At 71.0% G+C, this 12,576-nt stretch carries 7 protein-coding genes; 3 read left to right on the forward strand and 4 right to left on the reverse strand.

The features are described from left to right. Positions 1–295: 295 nt before the first annotated feature. From KDK95_RS20575 to KDK95_RS20590, 4 genes are all read right to left on the reverse strand, one after another. On the reverse strand, positions 296–1,603 hold the full coding sequence (locus KDK95_RS20575) for an RNA polymerase sigma factor (RefSeq protein WP_307844509.1): 1,308 nt from the start codon (positions 1,601–1,603) through the stop codon (positions 296–298). A 406-nt stretch (positions 1,604–2,009) separates the two neighbouring features. Continuing rightward, positions 2,010–3,920: a DNA primase gene (dnaG, locus tag KDK95_RS20580; protein ID WP_212519855.1), complete on the reverse strand. Its 1,911-nt coding sequence runs from the start codon at positions 3,918–3,920 to the stop codon at positions 2,010–2,012. 81 nt (positions 3,921–4,001) lie between these two features. Continuing rightward, positions 4,002–5,252 carry a deoxyguanosinetriphosphate triphosphohydrolase gene (locus KDK95_RS20585; protein ID WP_212519856.1) on the reverse strand — a complete coding sequence of 417 codons (1,251 nt, stop codon included), beginning with the start codon at positions 5,250–5,252 and terminating at the stop codon, positions 4,002–4,004. Between the two features lie 9 nt (positions 5,253–5,261). Continuing rightward, on the reverse strand, positions 5,262–6,650 hold the full coding sequence (locus KDK95_RS20590) for an MFS transporter (protein WP_212519857.1): 1,389 nt from the start codon (positions 6,648–6,650) through the stop codon (positions 5,262–5,264). A 91-nt stretch (positions 6,651–6,741) separates the two neighbouring features. On the opposite strand from KDK95_RS20590, the gene KDK95_RS20595 reads away from it, so the two are divergent. The 3 genes from KDK95_RS20595 to KDK95_RS20605 all read left to right on the forward strand — a co-directional run bounded on the left by KDK95_RS20595 (position 6,742) and on the right by KDK95_RS20605 (position 12,576). Next, the gene (locus tag KDK95_RS20595; RefSeq protein ID WP_212519858.1) at positions 6,742–7,695 is read left to right on the forward strand and encodes a LysR family transcriptional regulator; all 954 of its coding nucleotides are present in this window, start codon (positions 6,742–6,744) and stop codon (positions 7,693–7,695) included. A 374-nt stretch (positions 7,696–8,069) separates the two neighbouring features. Then, positions 8,070–10,970 carry a glycosyltransferase family 2 protein gene (locus tag KDK95_RS20600; protein ID WP_212519859.1) on the forward strand — a complete coding sequence of 967 codons (2,901 nt, stop codon included), beginning with the start codon at positions 8,070–8,072 and terminating at the stop codon, positions 10,968–10,970. Continuing rightward, complete coding sequence (locus KDK95_RS20605; protein WP_212519860.1) at positions 10,963–12,576, forward strand: ArnT family glycosyltransferase; 1,614 nt, start codon at positions 10,963–10,965, stop codon at positions 12,574–12,576. Before KDK95_RS20600 ends, KDK95_RS20605 begins: the two co-directional genes overlap by 8 nt.

Consider the following 12,576-nt stretch of genomic DNA (forward strand, 5'->3'; position numbering starts at 1 on the left):
ACCGGTTGCCCCCTTTTTCGGGCCGCCGGTCGCCCGTCCTTTGCACCAGCGGTCGTCCGCGCTTCGCACTGCCGGTCGGCCCCCGTCGCGCCGTTGGCCGCCCGACCTTCGCATCACCGACCGCCGGCCCGCCCTACACGCCACCGGCCGCAGACCTCCGCACCACCGACCGATAGAGCGCCCTACGCGCCAGCGGCCGATAGACCGCCCTACGCGCCACCGGCTGCGGATGCACCACCGACCGATAGACGGCCCTACACGTAGACCGCCCTACACGCCGCCCACCCCCTTCGCCCTACCGCAGGTAGTCCTTCAGCTGGTCGGCGTAGCAGTGGCCGCGGAGTTTGGCGAGGGTCTTGGCCTCGATCTGGCGGATGCGCTCGCGGGTCACGCCGAAGGTGCGGCCGATCTCCTCTAGGGTGTGCGGCTCGCCGTCGGTGAGGCCGTAGCGGAGCTGGACGACGCGCTTCTCGCGCTCGCCCAGGGTGGATAGGAGGGTGTCGAGGTGCTCCCTGAGCATCATCACGGCCACGGAGTCGGCGGGGGATTCCGCGTCGGCGTCCTCTATCAGGTCGCCTAGGGCCACGTCGTCCTCCTCGCCCACGGGGGCGTGCAGGGAGACGGGCTCCTGGGCTAGGCGCAGGACCTCGATGACGCGCTCCGTGGGGACGCCGAGGACCTCGGCGATCTGCTCGGGGGTGGGCTCGATCGAGTTGGCCTGGAGCAGCGCCCGCTGGAGGCGGACGACGCGGTTCATCAGCTCGACGACGTGCACGGGGACGCGGATGGTGCGGGCCTGGTCGGCCAGGGCGCGGCTCATCGCCTGGCGGATCCACCAGGTGGCGTACGTGGAGAACTTGTAGCCGCGGGCGTAGTCGAACTTCTCGACGGCGCGGATCAGGCCGAGGTTGCCCTCCTGGACCAGGTCCAGGATCGACATGCCGCGGCCGATGTAGCGCTTGGCGATGGAGACGACGAGGCGCAGGTTGGCCTCGATCAGCTTCCGCTTCGCGCTCTGCCCCTGCAGCACGAGTACGTGCAGGTCGCGGCGGTCCTCGGCGCGCAGGTCGAAGGTCGTCAGCAGGCGCTCGTCGGCGAACAGGCCGGCCTCCACGGCTCTGGCGAGCTCCACCTCCTGCACGGCCGTCAGCAGCGGGATGCGGCCGATCTCGCGCAGGTACTGGCGGAACAGGTCGCCCGCGGGCCCGGCCGAGTCGGCCCAGGCGGTCACGTGCGCCTCGGCCGCGGCCTCCTCCTTCTCGGTGGGCTGGGCCTCCTGCTCCTCCTGCTCCATCTCGGCGGGGTCGGGTTCGCGCAGGTTCCGCGACTGCGCCTCGGTCCGTGCGAGCGGCAGCTGCACGACCTCCGCCAGCGTCCCGCCCTCGATTTCGCCGATTTCGCCGACCTCGCCGACCTCGCTGGTCTCGACGCCCTCGCCCCCGACTTCGCCGACCTCGATGCCCTCGCCGGCCTGAGCGTCGTGCGCGCCCTGCGCGCCCGCGTCCGCCGCCGCCATCGGCTCCTCGTCCGTCTGCGCCGGCCGGGCCTGCGCCATCAGGGACTCCGGACGGGTCTGCTCCGGCGGATCGGCCGGCGGCTCCACGAGTCTGAGGATGCGCCCGCTCCGCGGCCCGCCGACGCCCGCCGGGGCGGCTGTGGTATCAGGATCCGTCAACACTCGGGCGAGCGCGCCGTCCATCCGAACTCCGTTCGCATCAACGGCCAGTGGATTGCGTGCGCGGGCTGCTGCACCCGCTCGGTCCCGCCGCACACTCGGCTCCACTGGCGATCCTTGGCTCGCACCGCCGGGCGCCAAGCTGGGACCGACGGCACTGTGGGTTCCTTGCGATACACCCCTACCCCGGCGCGCGCAGGTTTGCGCCTCCCGAGCCGAGGAACTTTGCGCTATTTACCGGTGCAGGTGCGCGGAATCCGGGTCAATCCGGGCCGCATCCCCCGCCCGTAATGTCCCGGAGCGCGGTGAAACGCCCCCCGCGGGAGCCCGGGTTCTACAGCCCGTAGCGGGACTTGAGTTGCGCGGCGTACTGTTGGTACTGCTGGAGTTGGCCGAACAGCGCCGCCTGCGCGTCCGGGTCTCCGGCGGCCCCGGCGCGCAGCATCTGGGCACGCAGCAACGAGATCCGCCGCTCCACGGCGCTGAGCCGGACGGAGCTCATGCACGTCTCGACGTAGTGCTGCTCGACCTGGTCGCGGGTCTTCGCCGTGCGCCGCACCTGGAGCGGCTCCACGAGCAGTTCGTTGATCATCCCGCGGACCCGGTCGTCCGCCGCCGAGGCCATGACCTTCTCCCGGAACTCGTCCGCCGACCGGGCGGCCGCGCAGCCGCCGGCGGCGGCGATCGCCTGCCAGACGAGGGCGTGCGCGGGCAGGGTGAACTCGTTCAGTTCGAGGTCGTCGAAGAGGGCTCCGGCGGCGCCGGGGTACTGCAGCGCCACCTTCAGCGCCTCCCGCTGCCGATACCGGTCCCGCGCGGGGACTTCGACGGCGGGGGCGGCGGGGACCGCGGCGGCGCCGGGCGACGGCGGTCGGTGAGCGCCGGGGCCGCCGCCGGACACGGCGGTCCGCTCCCGGCGCGGGGCGGCGCGGCGGACCTCGGCGCGCACGACCTGCTCGTCGAGGCCGAGCCAGCCGGACAGCCGCAGCGCGTAGCCCTGCCGCAGCGCGTCGTCCCGGATACCGGCCACGACGGGGGCCGCGGCGCGCAGCGCCTGCACCTGTCCCTCGGGCGTGTTCAGGTCGTGCTCGGCCAGCTGCGTCCTGATCACGAACTCGAACAGCTGCACCCGCGAGTCGACCAGGTCGCGCACCGCCGCGTCGCCGCGGGCCATCCGCAGATCGCAGGGGTCGAGGCCCTCCGGCTGGACGGCGACGTACGTCTGCGTCACGAAGCGCTGGTCCTCGGTGAACACCCGCAGCGCGGCCTTCTGGCCGGCCGAGTCGCCGTCGAAGGTGAACACGATCTTCGCGGACAGGAACTGGTTCCGGTCCCCGGTGAGCCTGCGCAGTATCTTGATGTGCTCCTCGCCGAAGGAGGTGCCGCAGGTCGCGATCGCCGTGCCTTCGCCGGCGAGGTGACACGCCATCACGTCGGTGTAGCCCTCGACGACGACCGCCTTCTGCTGGCTGACGATCTCGCGCCGCGCGAGGTCGAGTCCGTAGAGCACGGAGGACTTCTTATAAAGGGGCGTCTCCGGGGTGTTGAGGTACTTCGGCGAGTTCTTGTCGTCGGACAGCCGGCGTCCGCCGAAGCCGATGATCTCGCCGCCGACGTCGGCGATCGGCCAGATCAGCCGGTGCCGGAAGCGGTCGATCAGCCCGCGCTGCCCCTGCGAGGCCAGACCCGCCGTCATCAGCTCGCGCTCGGTGAAGCCGCGGGAGAGCAGCAGGCGCACGAGGTGGTCCCAGCCGTCCGGCGCGTACCCGATGCGGAACTTCTCCGCGGCCGACTGGTCGAACCCGCGACCCGCCAGCAGCTCGCGGCCCGCGCGCGCGCCCGGCGTCGCCAGCTGCTCGCGGTAATACTGTGCGGCGGCCTGGTTCGCCTCGAGCAGCCGCGCACGCTCGCTGCTCACCGCGCGCTTGGTGTAGCCGCCTTCCGCGTACCGCAGCTCGATCCGGGCCCGCTTCGCCAGCCGCTCGACGGACTCGTTGAAGCTCAGGCCCTCGATCTTCGTGATGAAGGTGATGACGTCGCCGCCCTCGCCGCACCCGAAGCAGTAGTACATGCCGCGCGAGGGCGTGACGTTGAACGACGGCGACTTCTCGTCATGGAACGGGCACAGGCCCTTCAGGTTGCCGCCGCCCGCCGAGCGCAGCTGCAGGTACTCGCCGATCACGTCATCGATCGGGGACGCGTCGCGCACCGCGCGCACGTCCTCATCTCTGATCCGACCGGCCATAGCTACAGATATTACCGCTCCGGACGCTCGCGGGATGAGCCGTCAATGCAGTGACCAGCGGGAAAAGTCGTACCGCGCCGGTCATCGTGTTCCGGCGCTGACAATGAGGTTGCGGTAGGTCGCGTAGGCCCTGGTGTCCGTGAAGGTGGCGACCTGGTCGACGATCACGCGCAGCCGGGCGGCGTCGTCCGGCGCGGCGGCGTACGTCTCCGCGTACGGCGGGTCGAGCAGGTCGGGCCGGTTACTCAGCCGTGCCACGAGGTCCTTGATCAGGTCGCTCTGCGTCCGGCGCAGCGCCAGCGCCCGATCGGTCTCCATCACGTAGCGCGCGGCGACGGCCTTCAGCAGCTCGCACTCCAGGCGCACGGTGCGCGGCACGACCAGCCGCGCCGCGTAGCGCCGGTGCGGTCCGGGGCCGTGTTCGTCCTTCGTCGCCTTCACCACCGGGCGGCAGAACCGGCCGATCAGCTCGCTCGACGTGCGCTTGAGCCGGGCCTGCGCGCCGAATGAGCCGTCGAAATCGGTCGGCCACCACTCCACGGACTGCAGGCGGTCCAGCGATTCCGCGAGCTCCTCGACCGAGGCGTCCGGGGCGTACCCGAGCGTGCGGCGGTAGAGCGCCTCGCGCTCCTCGTCGATCTTCAGTATCCGAAGATCCAGCTGTCCGGACACGATCGCGTCCTCGAGGTCGTGCACCGAGTACGCGACGTCGTCCGACCAGTCCATGATCTGCGCCTCGAAGCACTTGCCCTCGGCGTACTCGGGCGGGGTCGCGGCGCGCACCCAGCGGAAGACGGGCAGGTCGTCGCGGTACGTGCCGAACTTCCGCAGGCCCTCGCGGCGCCGCCAGGGGTACTTCGTGGTCGCGTCGAGCAGCGCGCGGGTGGCGTTGATCCCGGCGGAGCGGCCGTCGGCGGTGATGATCTTCGGCTCGAGCCGGCTCATGATCCGCAGGTTCTGCGCGTTGCCCTCGAAGCCGCCGATGTGCCCGCACACGTCGTTGAGCGCGTCCTCGCCGGTGTGCCCGAAGGGCGGGTGGCCCAGGTCGTGCGCCAGGCAGGCCGCCTCGACCAGGTCAGGATCGGCGCCGAGCGCCCCGGCGATCTCCCGGCCGATCTGCGCGACCTCGAGCGAGTGGGTCAGCCGGGTGCGCGGGAAGTCGGACTCGCCGGGGGCGACCACCTGGGTCTTCCCGGCGAGTCTGCGCAGCGCGGCGCTGTGCAGGATGCGCGCGCGGTCCCGCTGGAAGGGCGTGCGGTCGGTCGCGCCCCGCTTCTCGCCGCTCACCGGCTCCACGGCGTACCGCTCGATGTCCGAGGGCTCGTAACTCACATCCCAACGCTATCGGCTCTGGCTAGCCCTCCCGCCGAACGTGATGAGGACAAGCGCCAGCGCGGCCCCGACGAACAGGGCCGCGGCCGCGCCGCGCAGGTTCGCGACGCCGACCGCGCTGACCACCGCGACGCCGAGCGCCGAACCGGCCTGCCGTGCCGCGTAGAGCGCGCCCTGGCCGGTAGCCGCGTACCGCCCGGGCGCCGCTACCGAGATCTCGGAGGTGACCGCGGGTACGACCTGGACCGCGGCGAGGGAGAACATCAGCGCGCCGACGATGTAGATCCAGAGTGCCGCGTGCGATCCGGCGGCGATGAACAGGGCGGCGGCCAACGCGTAGAGCGTGAACCCGGTGACCTGCACGCGTCGGGCGCCGAAGCGGTTGACGGCGCGTGCGGTGAACGGCGGCACCATCGAGCAGGGCAGCGCGGCCGGCACGAAGAAGAGGCCTGTCTCCAGCGGGCTGAGATGGCGGACCGTCTGCAGCCAGATCGCGAGCAGGAACCAGAGTCCGTACCAGAGGTAGTTGGTCAGCAGCGCCGAACCGAGCGCCGTCCTCACCCGCGTGAGAGAGAACAGCACCGGCGGCAGTGCGGGCGCCGCGGTACGCCGCTCCACGAGGGTGAGCGCGCCGAACGCGAGTACTGAGACGGCGATCGCGGCCAGGACGACGGGGTTCGTCCAGCCCGCCGAACCCGACTCGATCAGGCCGAAGCTCGCGGCGCCGAGTCCCACGACGGACAGCAGCAGTCCGGCCACGTCCACGTTCCGCCGCGGGCCGCGTTCGGGCTCGCCGATGCCGCGGATGAGTGCGAAGCCCAGCAGCGCGAACGGTGGGTTCACCAGGAAGATCAGCCGCCAGGCGTCGGGCGAGTCCAGTGCGAGCAGCAGGCCGCCGAGCGCGGGACCCGCCGACAGGCCGAGCGTGGTCACGGCCGCCCAACTGCCGACGGCGCGAACGCGCCGCGCCGGATCCGGGTAGAGCACGCGCAGCAGGGCCAGGCTCGCCGGCATAAGTCCGGCGGCGCTCACGCCCAGCAGCGCGCGTCCCGCGATCAGCGTTCCGGCGTTCGGGGCGAGCGCGCACAGCACGGAGAAGACCGCGAATGTGATCAGGGCGCCGCGGAACACGCGGCGCGACCCGAGCCGGTCCGCGAGCGCTCCGGCCGCGAGCAGCAGTCCGCTGACGACGACGGTGTACGCGTCGGCGGTCCAGGGCAGCGCGGCCGCGGCGGAGTGCAGATCCTCGCCGATGCGGGGGAGGGCGACGTTGAGGACGGTGGCGTCGAAGTTGACCAGCAGCAGGCCGATGGTGATCCCGAAGAAGCGGCGGCGGGCCGCCGGATCCGCGGCCGTGGCGGCCGCGGCGGGCACGCGCGGCGGGGAGATCGTCGTCATGCTTCGAGCATCGGGACTCCGGGGGCGCGCCGACAGGCCGGGATCCCGGTGGGGCTATCGGAGCTTCCGATAGCCGTGGATAATGACCGGTATGCAGGCTCGGCACTTACGCGCGTTCCTGGCGGTGCTCGACTGCGGCGGCATCGCCGCGGCGGCCCAGCAGCTCGGATTCGCCCAGTCCAGCGTCAGCGACCAGCTGCGCGGCCTGGAGCAGGAGCTCGGTGTGCCCGTCTTGCACCGTACCAGCACCGGCACCGTGCCGACCCCGGCCGGCGAGCGTCTCGCGCCGCTGGCCCGGGAGTGGCTGGAGCTCGATGAGCGGCTGCGCCGCGAGGTGGTCGGCGCCCGGCCCCGGGTGCGGATCGGGGTCGTCGAGTCCCTCGCCACGGAATGGATGCCCGACCTGCTGACGGCCTTCGAACTCGGCGCCGCCGGGCCGGGCCAGGGCGCCGAGCCCTGGCTCGTCGTCGGCATGCGCGATCAGATCGCGGAGGACCTCGCGGCCGGCCGCCTCGACGTCGCGTTCGTGTTCGACAACGGCAACCCGACCGCGCTTCCGCACGCCACGATCGGCCAGGACCAGGTCGTGCTCGTGGCCGCCCCCGACCACCCGCTCGCCCGCGCCGGACGCCCGCTGACCAGGGACGAGCTGATGGAGGCCGAGTTCATGGTCGCGGACCACGGATGCACCTCCCAGTACCTGCTCGACCAGTACGGCCGGGACATCGGCCCCTTCACCCGGATCGGCATGCTGACCGGATCCACGGCGATGCTGCGCCGGATCGTGGCCAACGGACGCGGGATCACGATGGTGCCGCGGCTCGTGGTGGCCCGCGAGCTCGCCGACGGCGACCTGGTCGAGCTCGAACTCGCCCCGGAATGCTCGTTGCGGCTGGCCAGGGTCGGTATCGAGGCCCGCTGGCAGGCGCGGCTCGGCACCGTCTCCGAGCCGCTGCACGCCCTCGTGCGCCTCGCGCGCAGGCATGCGCCGTTCCCCGTCGCCGACGCCTCGAATGTTACGGATATTTCTGTTACACCAGCTTGATCGAATGTTTATTTGTCAAAACATCAGTGGTCTGACCATCTGGCGACCTGCGCTGATGAATTCGTTTGTCCGATTAAGGGATGGTATAAGGTCAGTTGACCCTCACTTTACCCGGACATGGCGCTGACGGGCGGTTACTCCACCTGGGGGTAGCGTGTGGTAGCGCAGCGAGAGCGCTCATTCACCCTGTGAGTTGAAAAAGTGTTTTGATTTTGCCTGTTCTTCACAGGCTGCGGATAGACTCGTGACTCGTTCCAGAGCACACACCCGGATACACATCACCGAAACCCGCAGGCTGGTGGGCCGCGGGCCTGTGCCGTACCGCGGACCCTGGGGGGTCGGACGGCCGCGCGAAAGGGTGGGGAAGCAACCGCATGACCGTTCTCGAAGACAGACCGCGCCCGAAACCCCTGCTGACGGGCCATCAGGACGCGGACACCGGGGTCCTCCCGGTCATCCAGCCGGATCCGATCGCCGCGCCGCCCGGAGAGGTGGCGCCCTGGGCGCTGTGGCTGAGCCGGTTCGGGCTGCTCGCCGTCGCCGTGGTCATCGCGGTCGAACGGCCCGGGCCGTGGCTTCCCGCCGCGGCCTTCGCATTCGCCCTCGGCCTGGCCTGGACGGCCGGCTGGCGCGGGCGGCAGCTGCGCAACATCGCCTTCGCCCTGGCGGTCTTCACCAGCGGCGTCAACTACCTGTCGTGGCGCTTCACGGTCATCGCGATCGGCGGGCATCCGCTGCCGGGCTGGATCATCGGCATCCCGCTCTACCTCGCCGAGATGCACGCCGCGATCCACACGATGGGCCTGCACATCGGCCTGTGGCCGCGCAACCCCCCGGCCGAGCCCGAGGCCTTCTACGGCCGCCGGTTCGTGCCGGAGGACCGTCGCGTCGACCCCTTCAAGTACCCGGTGTACGTGTTCGTGCCGACGGTGGACGAGGGCGAGGAGGTGCTGCGCCCGACGCTGACCGGCATCCTGGCGGCGCGCGCCGCGTACCTCGCCGAGCATCCGTACACGGATATCACGGTCGTCGTATGCGACGACGGGTTCGTCGCGAAGAAGGACACGGTCCCGGAGATCTCGGACCTGTGCCGCGAGCTCGGCGTGCTGCACGTGGTGCGCGACGTCGGCGGCGGCGCGAAGGCGGGCAACATCAACAACGCGCGCACGGTCGTCGGCGCCGAGGGCGACGTGCTGCTGTGCATCTTCGACTGCGACCAGGTGCCGCGCGAGGACTTCTTCCTCAAGCTGATCCCGGGCTTCGACGACCCGGAGGTCGGCTGGGTGCAGTCCGGCCAGTTCTACGGCAACCGGAAGAACCCCGTCGCCCGCTGGGCCGACGACCAGCAGTCGCTGTTCTACCGGCTGCTGTGCCCCGGCAAGGCGGCGCACAACTCCGCGTTCATCTGCGGCACCAACTTCCTGATGCGCGCCACGGCGATCGACTCCATCGGCGGCATCCCGACCGGCTCGATCACCGAGGACTTCGCCGCCTCCATCCGGATGGCCGCGAACTGGCGCTCGGTGTACTACACCGGCATCCTCGCCGTTGGCCTCGGCCCGCTGGACCTGGCGTCCTTCTTCAAGCAGCAGGACCGCTGGGCGCGCGGCACGCTCAACATCATGTGGGACCACTGGCGCGACCTGCTGCTGCCCGCGAAGAAGGGCGAGAAGGGCCTGACCGCCCAGCAGCGCGCGCACTACCTGCTGGCCACGACGCACTACTGGTGCGGGGTGCGCGACCTGATCTTCTGTATCGCGCCGATCGCGTTCGTGCTCACCGGCATCAGCGGCGTGCGCGGCGCGACGGCCACCGACTTCCTGATGTACTTCGTGCCCTACTTCGCGCTCTCGATCGCGGGCTTCTGGCACGCCGCGTGGGACATCACGACGTGGCGCTGCATCATCATCAACTACGGCTCGTTCCCGGTACTGCTGCAGGCGGCGTTTCGCGTCGTGATCGGCCGCAAGGGCGACTTCACGCTCACGCCGAAGAAGCGCGGCACGATGTCGCCGTGGCGGACCGCGCAGCTTCACCTCATCGTCGTCGCGGGCTGCCTCGTCGCGCTGGTGAAGCTGGCGCTGAGCTCGGGCGGCACGGCGTACTGGCTGGCCGGTTTCTGGCTGCTCTACCTGTGCATGATGTCCGGGATGCACATGATCCTCGTGGTCCTGGACACCCGCCAGGCCCGCAAGGAGCGGCGCGAGGCCGAACTGCACGGCGGACACGCGCCGGCCGAGGCGCTGATCCCGCGGCGTGACCCGCACCAGCGGAGGCACAAGGGGCGGCGACCGGCGCGCCGGCTGCCGAAGCCGCGCACGGCCGTCGCCGGGCTCGTGGTCGGCGGCGCGATGCTGTTCATCCTGGACACCAGCACGCTCGCCGCGCACTCCGACCCGCTGCACCTGACCGCCGCCTCACTGCCCGCGCATCCGTACGTCGGCGTAGGCGCCCTGGCCACGCCCTACGGCGGCAGCGGCGTGAAGGCGATCGAGAAGCAGCTCGAGGTCACGTTCGGCACCACCGCGCGGACGCAGGAGATAGGAGACTCCTTCGACTACGGCTGGGCCGACTCGATCTCGTCGAACGGCGGCGTGCCGTGGCTCACGATCGTGTTCTCGCAGAACGGCAAGTCGACGCTGAACTCGGCGCTCACCGCGATCGCCAACGGCAGCGACGACGCCCAGATCAGCTCGTGGGCGCAGCAGATCACCGCGTACGGCAAGCCGCTGTACCTCACGGTCCTGCCGCAGGCCGACCGCAACTACGCGGCGAGCTCGGGCGTGGCCAACGGCGGCATCCCGCAGGACGTCTCGCGGGCGTGGACGCACATCAGGGCGCTGTTCACGGCGGCCGGCGCGAACAATGTCTCGTGGGTCTGGACGCCCGGCGACCCGGCCCACGACCAGGCGTACACCCCGCCCGCGAGCCAGATCGACGCCGTGGCGCTGACGCTGGCCGAGTTCCCGAAGACGACCTGGGCGGACCCGGCGGCGCAGCTGGCCGCGGCGGCGGCGGCGCACCCCGGCAAGCAGCTGATGCTCCAGGTCTCGCTCGACGGCACCCCGGCCCAGCGCGTCGCGTGGCTGAAGAAGCTCCAGGCGGCGATCGCCGCGCGGCACGACGTGGCGGCGGTGGTCTACCAGGAGGCAGGCCCGGTGAGCGATCTGGCCGGCAAGGACGCCCAGCCGTGGGCGCTGACCGCGGACAAGCAGACCGTGGCCGAGTTCCAGCAGCTGGCGGCGGCGATGGCGAAGGTGGACAACGGTGGCTGATTCGCTGACGGTCATCCACACGGTCGACCCTGATTCGTACATCGGCCCGAGTCCGTGGGAGCGGTTCGCCGCGCACCGGGTGGGCCGCTGGCTGATCGGCCGGCTGCCGCTGCTCGCGGTGCTCGCGCTGCAGATCGCACTGGCGATCCGGCTGCACAACACCGCGTTCGAGGACGAGGCGCTGTATCTGTACGCCGGGCACCATGAGATCGCCTGGCTGCTGCACCACCAGGCCACGTACGACAACTACTCGACGTACTTCTCCGGCGCGCCGTTCCTCTACCCGGTCCTCGGCGCCGCCGCCGACGGCCTGTTCGGGCTCGAGGGAGCGCGCGCACTGAGCCTGATCTTCATGCTCGGCGCGACGTGCTGCGTGTGGGGCGTGACCAGGCGGCTCTACGGACGCCCGGCGGCGGCCTGCGCGGCGGCGCTGTTCGCCGTCGCCGCGCCGACGCTCTTCCTGAGCAGGCTCGCCACGTACGACCCGATGTCGCTGTTCCTGCTCGCGTTCGCGCTCTGGATCGTCGTCGCGACCGCACGCGGAATGGCGCCGCTGGTGCTGCTCGCCGTGCCCCCGGCGGTGCTCGCGGTCGGCACCAAGTACGCGGGTCTGCTGTTCATCCCGACCATCGCGCTCGTAGCGGTGTTCGTCGGCAGGTACGGCGGCCGCGTCAAGGGCACCGGTGAGGCGAGGCGCCGCGGCTGGCTCGCCTCGATCGGCCGAGGGCTGCTGTTCACGGGCTCGTTCGGAGTACTCGTATACGGCTGGCTCAAGCTGCTCGGCCACTCGTACGTCGCGGGCATCACGTCCACGACCACGAACCGCGCCAGCGGCGGCGACTCGCTCGGCTACATACTCAAACTGGCCGCCGAGCTGGGCGCGGGCGTCGCGATTCTCGCCTTCGCCGGCGTCTACGTGGACGCGAGACTGGCCCGGAGGAACGGCGAGAGCCGCGCGGCCGTCCTGGTCCGTATCCTGCTCAGCAGCGCGCTGGCGTTCACCGCGTTGCTGGCCCCCGCGTACCAGGTGCACCTGCACACGGCCACGTCCCTGCAGAAGCACGTCGGCTTCGGCCTGCTGTTCGCGGCGCCCGTCGCCGGGGTCGCCCTCGCGGGCCTGCTGCGCATCGGCGCCCGCGACCCGCGTCGACTCTTCGCGGGCCTGATGGTCTGCCTCGCCCTGACCTGGGCCGCGATCGTGCAGTCGACGCAGCTCTACGCCGGCTGGCCCAACTCCAGCCAGATGGTCGCCGACCTCAAGACCCAGGTGCGGCCGGTCACCGACCGCATCCTCGCCGAGGAGGACGAGGTCCCGCGCTACTACCTCGACGACCTGACCGAGCCGTACCAGTGGTACAGCACCTTCTCGTTCACGTACACGACCAAGAAGGGCCAGGTGCTCTCCGGCATCCCCGCCTACGAGCAGGCCATCGCCGACCAGTACTTCGGCCTCATCGTGCTGCGCTTCGGCCCGACGGCCGGCGTCGACAACACGATCGACGGCGACCTGATGGCCCAGAAGGGCTACAAGCTGATCGCGAAGGTCAAGGACAGCGACGAGTACGGCACCGGGTACTACTGGATCTGGCGCTCGGACAGCTCCTGA

This window comes from Actinospica acidithermotolerans (assembly GCF_018139625.1).
GTDB classification, from domain to species: Bacteria; Actinomycetota; Actinomycetes; order Streptomycetales; family Catenulisporaceae; genus Actinospica; species Actinospica acidithermotolerans.